Annotated in this window: 16 protein-coding genes; 1 reads left to right on the plus strand and 15 read right to left on the minus strand. The window is 27.2% G+C overall.

All coding sequences use genetic code 11. From position 1 onward, the window contains the following. Positions 1-43: 43 nt before the first annotated feature. The 7 genes from hisA to hisB (BCB68_RS09140) form a co-directional block, all read right to left on the minus strand. The gene (gene hisA / locus BCB68_RS09110) at positions 44-760 is read right to left on the minus strand and encodes a 1-(5-phosphoribosyl)-5-[(5-phosphoribosylamino)methylideneamino]imidazole-4-carboxamide isomerase (protein WP_094080487.1); all 717 of its coding nucleotides are present in this window, start codon (positions 758-760) and stop codon (positions 44-46) included. Between the two features lie 139 nt (positions 761-899). Beyond that, a complete protein-coding gene (locus BCB68_RS09115; protein WP_094080488.1) occupies positions 900-1,754 on the minus strand; it encodes a hypothetical protein in 855 nt (284 codons plus the stop codon). Positions 1,755-1,828: 74 nt separating this feature from the next. Then, positions 1,829-2,464, minus strand: coding sequence for an imidazole glycerol phosphate synthase subunit HisH (hisH, locus tag BCB68_RS09120; protein WP_094080489.1), 636 nt, complete (start codon positions 2,462-2,464; stop codon positions 1,829-1,831). 304 nt (positions 2,465-2,768) lie between these two features. Continuing rightward, a complete protein-coding gene (locus BCB68_RS09125; RefSeq protein WP_094080490.1) occupies positions 2,769-4,418 on the minus strand; it encodes an AAA family ATPase in 1,650 nt (549 codons plus the stop codon). 67 nt (positions 4,419-4,485) lie between these two features. Further along, on the minus strand, positions 4,486-6,810 hold the full coding sequence (locus BCB68_RS09130; protein ID WP_094080491.1) for a phospholipase D-like domain-containing protein: 2,325 nt from the start codon (positions 6,808-6,810) through the stop codon (positions 4,486-4,488). 39 nt (positions 6,811-6,849) lie between these two features. Then, on the minus strand, positions 6,850-7,536 hold the full coding sequence (locus tag BCB68_RS09135; RefSeq protein ID WP_094080492.1) for a DNA alkylation repair protein: 687 nt from the start codon (positions 7,534-7,536) through the stop codon (positions 6,850-6,852). A 368-nt stretch (positions 7,537-7,904) separates the two neighbouring features. Further along, a complete protein-coding gene (hisB, locus tag BCB68_RS09140) occupies positions 7,905-8,495 on the minus strand; it encodes an imidazoleglycerol-phosphate dehydratase HisB (protein WP_094080493.1) in 591 nt (196 codons plus the stop codon). A gap of 162 nt (positions 8,496-8,657) precedes the next feature. Between hisB (BCB68_RS09140) and BCB68_RS09145 the strand changes: the two genes are divergently transcribed. After that, positions 8,658-9,053, plus strand: coding sequence for a hypothetical protein (locus BCB68_RS09145; protein ID WP_094080494.1), 396 nt, complete (start codon positions 8,658-8,660; stop codon positions 9,051-9,053). 165 nt (positions 9,054-9,218) lie between these two features. Here BCB68_RS09145 and hisC (BCB68_RS09150) read toward each other — a convergent pair whose 3' ends face one another. From hisC (BCB68_RS09150) to hisG, 8 genes are all read right to left on the minus strand, one after another. Next, a complete protein-coding gene (gene hisC, locus BCB68_RS09150) occupies positions 9,219-10,295 on the minus strand; it encodes a histidinol-phosphate transaminase (RefSeq protein WP_094080495.1) in 1,077 nt (358 codons plus the stop codon). 19 nt (positions 10,296-10,314) lie between these two features. After that, positions 10,315-11,007, minus strand: a complete 693-nt coding sequence (locus BCB68_RS09155; RefSeq protein WP_094080496.1) for a hypothetical protein — start codon at positions 11,005-11,007, stop codon at positions 10,315-10,317. A 242-nt stretch (positions 11,008-11,249) separates the two neighbouring features. Continuing rightward, the gene (gene hisB, locus BCB68_RS09160) at positions 11,250-11,840 is read right to left on the minus strand and encodes an imidazoleglycerol-phosphate dehydratase HisB (protein ID WP_094080821.1); all 591 of its coding nucleotides are present in this window, start codon (positions 11,838-11,840) and stop codon (positions 11,250-11,252) included. Positions 11,841-12,059: 219 nt separating this feature from the next. Beyond that, on the minus strand, positions 12,060-12,257 hold the full coding sequence (locus BCB68_RS09165) for a hypothetical protein (RefSeq protein WP_094080497.1): 198 nt from the start codon (positions 12,255-12,257) through the stop codon (positions 12,060-12,062). Between the two features lie 144 nt (positions 12,258-12,401). Then, the gene (gene hisC, locus BCB68_RS09170) at positions 12,402-13,475 is read right to left on the minus strand and encodes a histidinol-phosphate transaminase (protein ID WP_094080498.1); all 1,074 of its coding nucleotides are present in this window, start codon (positions 13,473-13,475) and stop codon (positions 12,402-12,404) included. 64 nt (positions 13,476-13,539) lie between these two features. Continuing rightward, a complete protein-coding gene (locus BCB68_RS09175; protein WP_094080499.1) occupies positions 13,540-14,268 on the minus strand; it encodes a hypothetical protein in 729 nt (242 codons plus the stop codon). A gap of 169 nt (positions 14,269-14,437) precedes the next feature. Next, entirely contained in the window at positions 14,438-15,718 is a 1,281-nt protein-coding gene (hisD, locus tag BCB68_RS09180; RefSeq protein WP_094080500.1) for a histidinol dehydrogenase, read from the minus strand. Positions 15,719-15,749: 31 nt separating this feature from the next. Continuing rightward, positions 15,750-16,385 carry an ATP phosphoribosyltransferase gene (gene hisG, locus BCB68_RS09185; RefSeq protein WP_094080501.1) on the minus strand — a complete coding sequence of 212 codons (636 nt, stop codon included), beginning with the start codon at positions 16,383-16,385 and terminating at the stop codon, positions 15,750-15,752. Positions 16,386-16,404 lie beyond the last annotated feature (19 nt).

Genomic DNA, 16,404 nt, shown 5'->3' on the forward strand with positions numbered 1-16,404 from the left:
TTTATTTAGTTTATCATAAATTTTCATACATAACTAAAAAATATTATTTACTAATTTCTAAAACTTCCTCCAAATCAAGATTTCCCGAATAAATCGCCTTTCCCACAATTGCTCCATAAATATGATTTTTGTTAAGCTCTTTAATCTCATCTAAAAATGTAATTCCGCCTGAAGTAATAATATCTGAATTAACTACTTTCGACAATTTTTTATAAATTTTAAGATTTGTACCATTTAACATTCCATCTTTTGAAATATCGGTATAAATTATTGTTTTCACACCTATATCCGATAATTTTTTGCAAAATTCAATTGAGTTCAATTCTACAGTTTCAGTCCATCCTTTAACCGCAACTTTCTCATCTTTCGCATCTACAGAAACTGCAATTTTATCGCCATATTTTTTTACCATTTCCTTCAAAAATTCTTGATTTTCAACGGCAATCGTTCCTAAAATAACACGGTTTACTCCCAATTCAATATATTTTTTTATTCTTTCTTCATCACGGATTCCACCACCAACTTGAACAAAAAAATCACTTTTTTCAACCAATTCTTTTATAACCTCATAATTTTTTGTATTCCCGTCTTTCGCTCCATCCAAATCCACAATATGAAGATTTTTTGAATTATTTTTATTAAAAAAGTCCAAAACTTCAACAGGATTTTTGAAAAATACTTCCACTTGGTTGTAATCTCCTTGTTTTAATCTAACCGCCTGTCCGTTATGTAAATCTATCGCTGGAAAAATTTCTATCATAGTTATTTTCTCCTTTTATTTTTAAAATTTTTTATCATTTATTAAAATTTGAAATTTTTAACAATAATATTTAAGATAAAAATTCTTTTATTGAATTTTTATGTTGTTACTTTTACAATGATTATTCATTTTTAAAATATCAATCAAACATATTTATTTTTTTTAAATTTTCTTCAAACAATTTTTTATTATTATAGAAATCATTTTTATTTGCCCTTGCCAACTCTGATTTTATAAACCAATTCTGATACTTACTATAATCTAATATTTCTTTATCAGGCTTATTTTTTCCTTCAAAATTTTTATAATAAAAATCAATTGCATCCTGTGTACGATTCTCATTTAAATAGAAACTTATTGCAAACCATCCCATTGTTAATTTATACGCCCAAGCCTGTTCATCAGAAATATGTGATTCTTCCGTTTTTTTCTTATCATCACACATTTTCATAATAGAATTTAAGCTTGCAAGTGCTGCTTTTTCATCTGTTTGCATAACATTCCAAATTGCATCCTCTCCTATTGTATATGTTACAGCAATTCTAGTAATCAAATAATCTGGATATTTTTCTTTAAGTATTTCATAATTTTTATTGTAAGAATCAAAATCTCCCTTATTGGAATAATACATATTTGAAAAAAACAATTTCGACACTTCATAAGGATTATATTTTTCATATCGTTTTAAATTATTTAATTTCTCTGCATCACTTTTTCCAAGTGCATTATAAATATTTATCAAGTTTTCTGACAGAACAAAATTCTTCTCATTCTTTTTCAACAATTCTTCAATCTTTAATGCCAATTTTTTTACTTTTTCTCTGTCAGGTTCACTCACTACATTAGGCATTTCCTTATCCAGTTCTATTGTTTTTAATATTATTTCTTGAGAAACTCCTAATTTTGATAAATCCTGACTTATCATCTCGCTTCGACTTTTCGCATTCAAATTCACTATTGCAAAAATACTCATCAATAATATTATCTTCTTCATAAATACCTCTTTCACAATTAATCAAAATCAACCAAAAAATGAATAAATTAAGTAAAATAATTACAATTTCACTTTTATTTCATCAATTCACCCCAATTTTTCAATAATTTCAATCCAGTATCTCCAGATTTTTCAGGATGAAACTGCATTCCATAAACATTTTTATTTTTTACAATTCCAGGAATTTTTGTTCCATATTCTGAATATGCAACAATATTTTTCATATCCGTTTTTGCAAAATATGAATGTACATAATACACGTACTCTTCATTTTCAACATTCACATTTTTCAAAATTTTATCATTTCTAAATTCATCATTTATTTTCAAGTTGTTCCATCCCATATGAGGTATTTTCAAATCAGAATTTTCTGGAATATATTTTTTTATTTCCTCAACACTTCCATTTATAAGTCCAAGTCCTTCAAATTCACCGTATTCATAACTTTTCTCAAAAAGCATTTGCATTCCAAGACAAATTCCTAAAAACGGTTTCCCATTTTTCGCTTCATCTATCAAAATATCTTTTAATCCATATTTTTCAAGATTAGAAATAGCATCTCTAAAAGCCCCCACTCCTGGCAAAATTATCCCTTTCGCACTTTTAATCTCTTCAACATCATTAGTCAATTTTGTATCAAGTCCAACATAATTTAATGAAGATAGCAAAGAGAAAAGATTACCCACTCCATAATCAATAACTGCAATCATACTTAAAAATCCTTTCTTTTTCTTTACGTTTTTACTTTATTTTTTGATAAACTTATATAATTTTTTTTTACTTATTTTTGATTCGTTATTTTTTTCAAATTTTCAGTAACTTTATGAAATTTATTAAATCTTTTTATTTTTTTTACTTACTTAAATTATATCAAAAAAAATATATTGTTGCAATTAAGAAAAAATTTTTCATAAATAAAAAGGTCCCATTTTTTTATGAGACCTTTTTTGCTCCCCTGCCAAGGAACACAATTTTACATTATTTTTTATACAATGTCAACTATTCAAAAAAATTTTAGTTTTTCACAACTTTATATTTCACTTTAACTCTTTTTCCAAAAAATGCCATTCCAATATATACAATTTCTTTTACTCCACATTCCCTTAATAAAACAGGATATTTTTTATTTTCAATTTGACTCAATGCTTCTTCTGCTCTTTCTTCAAGTTCTTCTTCAGTTTTAGCCACTTTAAATTCAAATATATATTCAACATCTCTTTTATTTATCGGATTTAAAGCTAAATCATTTCTACCATAGCCAGTTTCATTATTTGATAAAACTGTGTACTCATTATCAAGATACAACATCATTCCTAAAATAAAAGTATGATATGGTTTTTCTGTTTTAGAAGTATCGTGATAACTCATTGACACTAAAAATATTTCATTTAAAAGTTCTTCAAATCTGTCAAAATCGAATTTTTTAAATGCTTTTATCATTTCTCTAAATCTGCTAAAACCTCCTAAATTTTGAACAAACATATCTTTAAAAAATGTTTTAACTTCGTAATTTGGCAATTTCAAAGCATATTCATTCATAGCGATTTTTTCTTCAACAGTCAAATACCCTCCAAAAAGTAATAACTGCCATACTTCTTGCGGATCTTTCAATCTATCCATATTCGATGAAGCCATTATCATTTGCTCTGTTGTCCCATTGTTGAATAAATTTTTTAATTCGTCAAATAAATCTTTATCAGCATTGTCTATTGCTGTATGGATAAGTCTGTTATCTGATGTATTTATCCAGTAAACATTTATTTCTTTTTCATCGAGATAGTTAATTATACTCCACGGATTATAAATTTGAATATTCCCAAACTTATAGCCGTTATACCATTTTCTCACTTTTTCAATATTTTGCTCTAATCCATAATATTCCAAAGCATTTTTCACTTCTGTTTCAATCAATCCAAAACTTTCCGCATATTTATTATTCAAAACTGTATAAGTTTTCAAATTATTCAAGCCAGAAAAAATCCCTTCCTTTGCTACCCTGAGTATTCCAGTCACAACAGCAAACTGTAAATATTCATTATCTTTCAATGTATTTGAATAAAAACTTTTAAAAAATCTTCGTGACTTTTCATAATATCCTTCGTTCCAAGCACTTGTCATTGGAGTGTCATACTCATCTATTAAAATTATGACTTTTTTCCCGTAATATTCATATAAATATCTTGATAAAGTCTTTAATGAATTTTCCCAATCTGCATTATCCTTATCTTTAACAATGCTTAAAAAATCTTCCAAATCAAATTCATCCAATTTCTCTTTAATATATTGAAATTGTTTATACAATGATTTTACAAGATTCTTAGTATTAAAAAAACTATTCTCCCAATTTTCTGCCTCGGCATTTCTCAGGCTTATAAGAATCACAGGATTTTGTCCTTGATTTTCCATATACTCACTTTTTGAAATATACAAATTTTCAAATAATTTTCTATTTTCCTCTGCATTTTTCACATCAAAAAAATATTTTAACATCGACAAATTTAGAGTTTTTCCAAATCTTCTGGGCCTTGTAAAAAGTTTAACTTTTGATAAGTCTTCCAGCAAATCTTCTATGAACTTTGTTTTATCGACATAATATCCGTTTTCTTGTATAATCTCCTTAAAATCAGAATTTCCAATTGCTAGTCCTTTTTTCTTTTTTTTCATAATTAATCCCTACTTTCCCTTTATTTACTTAAATTATATCAAAAAAAATTTGACATTACAATGAAAATCACTTTTCGCTTTTCTTTTTCTTAAAAAAATCCAGAATTGTCTTCTTATGTTTCAATCCCTTCGGCAAGGGCACTCCTATCCAATCATGAAATTCCTTTATCTTAATTTCAATAATATCCGAAGAATTATTATCATTTTTACATTTTTGTGATAATGCATTCAGATATTTTGTAGATGGAAGAATTTTTGTACCAAATCTGTTGCTTTGTCCTTCTTCACTATCTAAACTTTTTAATTTGAATAAATACACACCTTTTTCTTTTTGTACTTTAAAATCTTGATGATTATATTCGTATAATTTTCTCCATAAAGATTGATTATTTTCTACAGTGTCATCATATCTAGTTTCAGGAAACCAAGCAGGCATTTCGATTTGAGCAATTTCAAAATATTCCTTAAAAATTTCACGAGACCAATAAAGGAAATCTATCAATCCTGTAGAAGAATGTAGGGAATAATTTTTCCAGCTTAAATTATCATCTGTCAACTTTTCTGCAAATCGAATAACAAAATCTTGAAAAAGAGTATCATTAATAATTTCAAACACTTCTGTATAAGCTTTTACAGATTTTTTCTTAAGTTCTGTGTCAAAAACTTTATCATTTTTCACATAGTATGATCTTCTTTGTGCCCGTTGTGGCAACGAATATTCCAAAGCATTTGTTGTTCCAATAAAACAAGGCGTAAAATCAAAATTTGATGTAGAAAGATTTGAAACATTTACAATCAAGTTATTTCCTCTATCTTTGTTTGAAAAAAATTCTTCGTCAATTTCATCAATTAAAATTGGAGCTACATTATTTTCATTCATCCATAGTTGAATTTGTGTTATCGTATCAGCTTTTTTTGTTCTTCCAGTCGGAATAATGTTATTGTACAAAATAGGCTTTGATTTAGAAAGGCCCAGCATTTTTTGTAAAATCTGCAATAAGTTACTTTTTCCTGAACCAGCAGTTCCTCCAATAAATAGAAATTGCGGAACATCTAATTTTTCCGAATCAGATTCCAGTTTGAACCTAATATCCTGAAGAAAAGGCGAAGTGAACGCATACAAAATTATCTCAACAATTCTTGAACCATAATTATCGTTATAGTCAATTACATACTTTCTATAGTTCTCAATCAATTTTACAATACTTTCAATAGAATTTTTTATCTCTTCTTTCCCAGCTTTCTGCCCAAACGGTTTCGTGTTTCCATTTTCTTCAATATATAATCCCGAACGCCCGAATCCACGGTCGGTATCTTTTGAAAATAATAATTCTCTTTCAGGAGTTGACTGATTCAATTTTATAGCAATTTTAACCTCTAATTTAGGTTTTATCTTTTTCGCAAATGTTTCAGGTGTCACAACCATACTCTCTTTCTTTTTAGCCTGTCGTGAAATCGTATTAATCGACAATTCATAAGCAAATTTTTCAACTTCAAGTTCCTCTTTTTTCTCATTCTCAATTATTTTCTGTTTCTCATCAATCGTTTTAATTTCCTCAATTATCGGCAAAGCAACACTATCTTCTTCTTTAACAATCACATCATTAAATTCTTTAACAATATCTTTCGAAATATCTATTTGCAATTTGGCATTTTCATCTTGTGTAAATCTCACAGAAAATTTCTCTTCCTGTTTTTCATCATTATTTTCATCTAAAACTTTAATTTTACTTTTCGCCTTTTTCCTTATAGCTTTCGTAATAAAATCAGTACAAGTTAAAGTAATTTCGTTAAAATATTCTTCAAACTGGTTAAATAATGGGGAATTATCAAAAATGACAATGTTTTCAAATTGGTTCCTTTTGTTTGAAAAAGCCTGAAATGAAAGATTAGCAGATCCAAAAATCAATCTCGTCTCTGAATCATTTTTCAAAAGATAAAATTTACTATGAATTGTCGAACTTATTGGCACTCTTAATTTCCACTTTTCTTCCACAATACTTTCTTGATTCTCTCTTGAAAGATTCTCAAAAAAACGGATTTGTTTCTTTTTAATAATCGCCTTTTGACTCTCAATCAAATTCTTGGTTTCATTTTCCAAAGCCTTTAACCCTCTAACTTGGACATCTACATCTTGTATCCCAATAACCAAATCAACACTTCTAAACGGAGTCAGGTATTTATTCAAAAAACTTTCATCAGCTGAAAAAGTGACAGCCTTTATCTCATAAAACCTGTTGCTATCGAAAATCTCTTCAATTTCTAAATCAACTCTCTCACCATTTAAAATAGTAAAAAGTGTATTTTTAACTTTTATAGTTTCAGTTTTTTCAATATTTTCATTTTCCTTTTCAAATAAAGTTAAAGATTCAGATTCTAATTCTTTTTCCATTTTATCTCCTTTCTATTTATGTAATTAGTATTCGTAAAATTAATTTTCTTTCCCTCTCTTCAATTTTTTCAAATACTCCTTCTTCTCCAACGAAATTCTCAAACTTTCTCGGGCCTTCTGTATCGTCTTATTATGCATCCAAACATCCAATCTGTTATCTTCTAAATAAATCACCGCATAATCCCACTGTTTTGCAAGTGCCGTCGCAAAAAACCAAGCAACTACCATTTTCACATAATACTCCTCAGAATGAATATCCGCTACCATTTCCAAATATTCCTTTTTAAAGTCTTCATCCAAAAAATGTGTCATCAACATTTCTACACCGAACCTGCAAGTATAAGTTTTATCTGATTGAGACCACTCCTTTATTTTTTCAATCAATTCTTTTTTATACTTTTTAAAAATTTTTGGAGAAATCGTATCACAAACCGCCCAATTATCAACAAATGGCAAAAAATTATCAAGCAATTTAATACATTTCTCAAAATTTTTGCTCTCTGAAATAATTGCTCCATGCAACAAATTCTCATCATAATATTTATGTGGCAATTCCTTCAAAAAATCTTCATGTTCATTATTCTTTACCAATTTTTTAGCCAATTTTCTTATTTCAGGAATTCTTACTCCAATAATTGTATTCTCTGATACATTTGGCGTTAATTTACTTAAAAATTTCATGTATTCTTTGTCTTGAAGTGAAAATAATTCTTTTTGTATTTTCATTTAAATCTCATCCCTTTAAAATTTTTATTTAGTATCAAAAAATTCTCATTTTTCTAAATATTTTAATTAATTTTTATAATTTACAACATCAAATACCTCTCCTAAATTATCAAAAACTTCATTAATATTGGCGTTTTTCAATTCTAATTGCCATTTTCCATTAACTTTATTTACTTTTGCATCATTTTCTCCAGAAAAAGAAATTGATTTTATAATTTTAATTATAAATAGTATAATCTATTTTTCTATTGTTTTCAAGATTTTTAACTATTCAAATTATATCCGAAAGAAATAAAAAATTAAGTGCCATATGTGACACTTAAAAAAATATTTTGAATAGATAAAAAATTAGTTGTTAATAAATTTGATTAAACCAAAACTCCCTTAGTCGAAGGAATTTCATCCTTATACTTTTCATCAATACTCACAGCCTCTGCCAAAGCTCTAGCAACTCCTTTAAAAATCGACTCAATTATATGATGCGAATTTGTCCCAGCCATATTCTTTATATGCAATGTCGCATTCAAATGCCGTGTAAAGCCAATGAAAAACTCTTCCACTAATTCTGTATCAAAAATCCCAACTTTCTCAGTCGGAATATTCACATCAAAATTCAAAAAATATCTTCCGCTTAAATCAACTGCAACCAATGTCAGAGCCTCATCCATCGGCAAAAGAAAGCTTCCGTATCTTTTAACGCCTTTTAAATCTCCCAGAGCCTCATAAAAACATTTCCCAAGTGCAATTCCAATATCTTCCGTACTGTGATGATCATCAACTTGTGTATCTCCATCACAATAAACCTTCAAGTCAAATCTTCCATGTTTTGCAAACAAGTCAAGCATGTGATCTAAAAATCCAACTCCCGTATTATTCTCATATTTTCCAGTTCCATCAATATTTAATTCAACTTTTGTTTTTGTTTCAAATGTATTTCTTTCAATTTTAGATTTTCTCATAACTTTATCCTTTCGTTATACCTTTAATTATAAATAGTATAATCTATTTTTTTCTCTTTTTCAAGATTAAACAAAAAACAAGAAATTTATTTTGACATATTAAAAATTGTGGTATAATTTACTGGATAATTTAACGTATTTTAAAATATAGGAGGTGAAAATATGCTTAGTTCTGATGAAAGAGCAGAAAATTTTTTAAAAAGATTCGGTTTTGATTTTGATAAAATTGACAAAAATGAAATCATTTCTTTAATAAATGAAGAATTTGAAAGAGCAGTTGAAGAAAGAAAGAGATGTTTTTATGATAGTTCCGAATGTCTACGTGTATTGTGTGGATATTTATTTTGCTTAGGCGATATTTCTGATGTTCCGTTATTAAAAAAAGTAAAATATAAAATTGATATGGACATGGGAGTTGCAATTGATGGCATATGGATTATTAGTTTAGAAAACAATGGTATAGAGATGAAAGAATACGACATTCCATCAAAAAAAGAACTTATAAAAGATTTTGTAGATTTTTATAAAAATTATTATAGTTTATCAAATATTAAATAAATTTTCTTATCAATTAAATAATATAAAAATTCCATTAAATAATATATTGAACTTTTTCAAAATTTACATTTAATGGAATTTGCAATTTAGATTTTTATTTTTACTAATTAAGCAAGGAGTTGGAACTTCTTAAAGACAATTTATGTTTTTTGAGAGGGATATAGTCTAGAAAATAATTTCTTCCAATTTCTCAATAAAAATCCCCATTTCCTCATCCGTCCCAATCGTAACCCTCAAATAATTATCAATTCTATCTTTTGCAAAATATCTTACTAAAACTCCATTTTCTTTTAGCTGTTTATACAAATCGCCTGCGAAAACTTTGTTATGAGAAATAAAAATAAAGTTAGCACTCGAATTTAACACTTTAAATTCTAATTTTTTCAATTTTTCAACCGTTTTTTCTCTAGTCTGAATAATTTTAGCATTAGTTTTTTCAAAATACTCATCATCTTTAAACGACTCAATTCCAGCTTCAATTGAAATTCTGTCAATCGTGTATGAGTTAAATGAAAATTTTAACCTATTCAATCCTTCAATTATACTTTCACAACCAAGTGCATATCCAAGCCGTATTCCCGCCGTTGAACGTGATTTTGAAAATGTCTGAACAACAAGAACGTTATCGTATTTATTTATTAATTTTACAGCACTTTCTGCACCAAAGTCAACATATGCCTCATCAACGATAATTAACTGATTTGGATTATTTTTTACTATTTCTTCAATTTCATCCAATTTTAAAGCAATCGAAGTTGGTGCATTCGGATTTGCGATAATTATATGTCCATCCAAGCCAAAATATTTTTGAATTTCAATTTCAAAACTATCATTTAAAGGAATTTTGACTTCCTTTACATTAAATAAATCGGCATAAACTGGATAAAAACTGTATGTAATATCTGGATAATACACTTTATCTCCTGCATTGAAAAATGCCATAAAAATAAATGCCAGAACTTCATCAGATCCATTTCCAATAAACACCTGTTTATGTGTAACTTTATCGTTTATTTTATTAGAAAAATATTCAGCGATAACTTTTCTAAGCTCCGTTACATCTGGATCTGGATACAATTTCAAATCTTCCAAATTCATAGATTTTATTTTTTCTATGACTTTTGATGATGGCGGATAAGGATTTTCATTTGTATTAAGTTTAATATATTTTTTGTCTTTTGGTTGTTCACCTGGTGTATAAGGCTCTATTTCCTTTATTTTATCATTCCAAAATTTCCCCATTAATTTCTCCTTCCATTTTTTAGTTATCAATATCGTTAAAACCACTAGTCATTTCATTCATAAAAGTATTGAAATCATGCTCTAATTTCCATTTTCCATTAATTTTTTTTACTTCTATTTCTGAATAATTTTCATCATAATCAAAATTGTTTAACTTTTCTTTAATTTCTTCATCAAGATATTTATAAAATTTATCAAATTTTATTTTATTAATTTTTTCTATATTTTCAAGTTCTTTGTATGAAATATTAGCTTTTTCAATTGCTTCATCAATAATTTTATCAGTATCAATATTATCTATATCTTTAAATTTCGATACTATTTTAACTTTTGCTTTATTTTTTTCTGAAAATGAAATTTCATTAACAAAAATTTTTAAATTATCAATTTCACCTAAAAAATTTTTTCCCATAACTTCATGTATTTTATTAAAATACTCTTTTGCAGCCTGTTTTTGTTTTTTAGGAACATTTTCCACCAATTCATCAATTGATTTATTCATATATTCACGATAAAGTCCTTTTATAGTTTTTTTACCTTCTGTATTATATCTTTCAATTATTTCTTTATTTACAAGATTCTCAATTTCTTTACTATCCCTATCAACTTCACTTTGTGAAATATTTACTCCGTTTTTTATGTAAACTTCATAATGGTTTTGTGCCATTCCCAATGTTCCTAAAATAAATAATCCTAATAATATCTTTTTCATTTTTTCTCTTCCCTCTTCTTTCTATTTATTTTTATTTTATTTTTTAATTTTTTGCTTTTCTTAATAACTTTAATTATAATAGTATAATTTATTTTTTTCAAGATTTTTAACTATTCAAACTAATCAGATTCTATTTTATATTTTATTTATAAAGAAATAAAAAAAGTTGAGTGCCACACATGACACTCAAAAAAATATTTTGACTAGATAAAAAAATTATTTTGAGCTGTTAATAAATTTGATTAAACTAATACCCCTTTAGTGGATGGAATCTCATCTTTATATTTTTCATCAATACTCACAGCCTCCGCCAAGGCTCTGGCAACTCCTTTAAAAATCGACTCAATAATATGATGTGAATTCGTTCCAGTCATATTCTTTATATGCAGTGTCGCATTTAAATGTCGTGTAAATCCAATAAAAAACTCTTCCACCAATTCTGTATCAAAAGTTCCAACTTTCTCAGTCGGAATATTCACATCAAAATTCAAAAAATATCTTCCGCTTAAATCAACTGCAACCAATGTCAGAGCCTCATCCATCGGCAAAAGAAAGTTTCCGTATCTTTTAACCCCTTTTAAATCTCCCAAAGCCTCATAAAAACATTTCCCAAGAGCAATCCCAATATCTTCTGTACTGTGATGATCATCAACTTGCGTATCCCCGTCGCAACAAACTTTCAAATCAAATCTCCCATGCTTTGCAAATAAATCAAGCATGTGATCTAAAAATCCAACTCCCGTATTATTCTCATATTTTCCAGTCCCATCAATATTCAATTCAATTTTTATTTTTGTTTCAAATGTGTTCCTTTCAATGTTAGATTTTCTCATTTTTTCAATCCTTTCAGATAATTTTTTTCTGTTTTTTATAATTCTTATCATATTTTTTAGACTTACATTTATAAATAGTATAACAAATAGTATAATCTTTTTTTATTTTTTTCAAAATTTTTTGAGCACCTAAATAACTTGTATACTTATAAAAAAAGGAGAAATAATCTCCTTCCAAAATATCTTATCAATTTTTTTATTCCTAAATTAAAAACAAAACTATTTATTTTGTTTACACCAACTTGTTTTTCCATAATCAACTATACATGTAATATTTTCTTTTCCCATTTTTTCCATTTCTTCTTTTGTTTTATAACCTTGTTGTTTAAAAGATGAAATTGAATGGGTACTAGCACATCCTTGCATCATACCAAGAACTCCTAAAATTAAAATTGAATTTAAAGCTATTTTTTTCATATAAATCACTCCTATTTTATTATTAATTTATTATAACATATTTAATCAAAAATTATATTAAAATACCTTTAAAAAATAATAAATTTTAATTATAATTTTTTAATTTACTAAATTATCTCTTGCTTTATACCTTATGTTTATATTTTACAACAATTTATTTAATTTTTCAATAAAAATTTCCATATCTTCATCGGTTCCAATGGTAACTCTCAAGTAATTATCAATTCTATCTTTTGCAAAATATCTAACTAAAACCCCATTATCTTTTAGATTTTTATATAAATCTCCTGCAAAAACTTTATTATGTGAAATAAAAATAAAATTAGCACTTGAATTTAGCACTTTAAATCCCAATTCTTTCAATTTTTTTACAGTTTTTTCCCGTGTTTCAATAATTTTAGCATTAGTTTTTACAAAATATTCATCATCTTTAAATGATTCAATCCCAGCTTCAATCGAAATTCTGTCAATTGTATACGAATTAAATGAAAATTTTAGTCTGTTAAGCCCTTCTATTATATTTTCTGAGCCAATTGCATATCCCAAACGCATTCCCGCAAATGAACGAGATTTTGAAAATGTCTGCACAACAAGAACATTGTCATATTTATTCACCAATTTAACAGAACTTTCTGCCCCAAAATCGACATAAGCCTCATCAATAACAACCAACTGAGTTGGATTATTTTTTACTATTTTTTCTATTTCATTTAATTTCAAAGCAATCGAAGTCGGTGCATTCGGATTTGTAATAATTATATGCCCATCAAGTCCAAAATATTTATCAATTTCAATTTCAAAATTTTTGTTTAACGGGATTTTTACTTCTTTTAAATCAAATAAATCCGCATAAACTGGATAAAAGCTGTAAGTTATGTCAGGATAATAAACTTTATCACCCTTGTTAAAAAATGTCATAAAAATAAGTGCTAACACTTCATCCGAACCATTTCCCACAAAAATTTGCTCTTTTGTAATTCTTTCATCAATTTTTTGCGAAAAATATTCAGCAATTACTTTTCTAAGTTCTGAAACATCTGGATCTGGATAAAGTTTCAAATCTTTTAAATTCATAGATTTTATTTTTTCTATAACTTTTTTTGACGGTGAATAAGGATTTTCATTTGTATTAAGTTTAATATATTTCTTGTCTTTCGGCTGCTCTCCAGGAACATAAGGCTCTATTTCCTTTATTTTATCATTCCAAAATTTGCTCATTTTACAATTTCTCCCTCTTTATTTTTTTCTTTACTTTATCTATTATTTCAGATAAATTTCCTTATTAATCGTCAATGTCATTTTTCATACTTTCAAAACTATCTTCCAAATTTTTTAATGTCTCATTTATCAAATCATTATAATCAAAATCTACTTGCCATTTTCCATTGACTTTTTCAATTTCCATTTCTGTAATATCTTCATTATAATCAATTTTTTTTATTTCTTCTTTTACTCTATCTTCAAAATATTTATAAAATTTATCAAGTTTTACTTTACTAATTTTTTCAAAATGTTCAGTATCTTTATCTGTAATTCCAGATTTTTTAAATGCTTCATCAATAATTTTGTCAGAGTCAAGATCATCCATGTCTTTATATTTAGCCAATATGCTAATTTTAGCTTTATTTTTACTCAAAAATGAAATTTCCTTGATAGAAATATCCATTTTATCAAGTTCACCAAAAACATTTTGTTTCATAATTTCACTAAGTCTTCTTAAAAATTCTTTAAATGACTGTTGTTGATTTTTTGGAGCGTTTTTTACCATGTTATCCATTAAACCATCCATATATTCATCATAAAGCTTTTTTGACTTTTCCATTAAAACCTTTTTTCCTTCGTTGTTATATCTTGAAATAATCTTATCATTAATAATTTTATCAATCTCTTTGCTATCTCTATCTGCTTCACTTTGAGAAATTTTAACCCCATTTTTTATATAAACTTCATAATTTTGCTGAGCCATTCCAAGTGTTCCTAAAATAAACAGTCCCAAAAATATTTTTTTCATTTTTTAAATTTTTCCTTTCTAATTTTTAATTTATTTAATTTATCTAATCTAATCTGGTACAATCTAATTCAAGATAATTTATTTTATTTTTATCACCAATATCTTTTATCTTTATTTAAATTAAATTTAGATAATAAATTATATAATTATTTATTTTTTATAATTAATTTTATTTCTCAAATCTTTTAGAAACTGAACGAGCATGAGCTGTAAGTCCTTCACTTTCAGCAAATTTTATAACTTTATCTTTCACTTCTTCAAGACCTTCTTTTGAATAATAAATAAATGAAGATTTTTTTATAAAGTCATCAACTGATAATGGTGATGAAAATTTAGCTGTTCCACTTGTCGGAAGTGTGTGATTAGGTCCTGCCAAATAATCTCCCAATGGCTCAGGTGTATTATGTCCCATAAATATTGAACCTGCATTTTTTACTCTTGTCAAAAGTTCAAAAGGATTAGAAACCGCTAGTTCCAAATGTTCTGGAGCAATTTCGTTACTTATTTTTATCGCTTCATCAATTGTTTTTGTAATAATAATTCTACCTTGAGTTTCAATCGAAACTCTTGCAATCTCTTCCCTTTCCAACTCTTTCAGCTGAATTTCCAATTGCTCTGCAACATTTTTAGCAAGTTCCTTTGAATTTGTAACTAAAATACTAGCTGCCAGTTTGTCGTGTTCCGCTTGAGAAAGTAGATCTGCTGCTACATGAACTGGATTTGCACTATCATCGGCAATAATTAAAACTTCACTTGGTCCTGCTATCATATCAATTGAAACTTCTCCGTAAACCATCTTTTTAGCCATTGCAACATAAATATTTCCAGGTCCTACAATTTTATATACTTTTGGAATGCTTTCTGTTCCATAACTAAGTGCAGCAATTGATTGTGCTCCTCCAACTTTAAAAATTCTGTCAACTCCAGCGATTTTCGCAGCAACTAAAAGCGATGGTAAAATTATTCCGTCTGAAGTTGGCGGTGTGACCATTATAATTTCCTTGCAACCTGCAATTTTTGCTGGAACGGCATTCATCAAAACAGTTGATGGATAAGCGGCAGTTCCTCCAGGTACATATAGCCCAACTTTTTCAATTGGATTAATAATTTGACCTAAACTTATTCCATTTTCTTTTTTTACAATAAAATTATTTCTAACTTGTTTTTCGTGAAATAATTTAATATTATCATGCGAATATTTAATAACTTCCAAAAGTTCTTTATCAATTGTATCAAACGCTTTTTGAATTTCTTCTTCGGAAACTTCCAATGTTTTTAGATCCACTTTATCAAATTTTTTTGTATACTCAAAAAGGGCCTTGTCACCTCGTTTTTTTACATCTTTTAAAATATTTTCCACAGTTTCATTTACATCGTCATAAGAAAACTGGCTTCTAGCAAGTTCTTTTTCCAAATTCAAATTTTCTGAATATTCAATTGTCTTTATCATTTTTATCACTCCATCAAAATTTATTTTTTATTTATTTTTTGTCTGTTTTGTCTATTTTATCTTTTATTTTTCTCACAATATTTTCTATTTTATCATGATTAAATCTATAACTCGATTTATTTGCAATAAGTCTCGCACTTATATCTCCAATAAAATTCAACACTTTCAAATGATTTTCCCTCAAAGTTGTCCCAGTTTCTACAATATCGACAATCACATCAGAAAGTTCCAAAATCGGTGCAATTTCAATTGAACCATTTAATTTGATTAATTCTACATCTCTATTTATCGAGTCAAAATATTTTTTTGACACATTAAAATATTTCGTTGCAACAACCAAAGGTCTATCAAAATTTTCTTTAAAATTAACAGGTCCCGCAATTCCAAATTTACATTTTCCAAATCCTAAATCCAAAAGTTCATACACATCTGGATTATCTTCCAGCAAAATGTCCTTCCCAACAACTCCAATATCAGCGCTCCCCTTTTCCACATAAACCGCCACATCCGACGGCTTTACCAAAAGAAATCTGATTTTTTTGTCAGGATTTTCAAAAATCAATTTTCTGTTGTCACTTTTTATTTCATCACAATCATACCCAATGCTCTCAAACAATTCATAAACTTTATTTCCAAGTCTTCCTTTAGGAAGTGCTATATTTAACATATTTTCACCTTTCCATCAA

Source organism: Leptotrichia sp. oral taxon 498, assembly GCF_002240055.1.
Classification (GTDB): Bacteria; Fusobacteriota; Fusobacteriia; order Fusobacteriales; family Leptotrichiaceae; genus Leptotrichia; species Leptotrichia rugosa.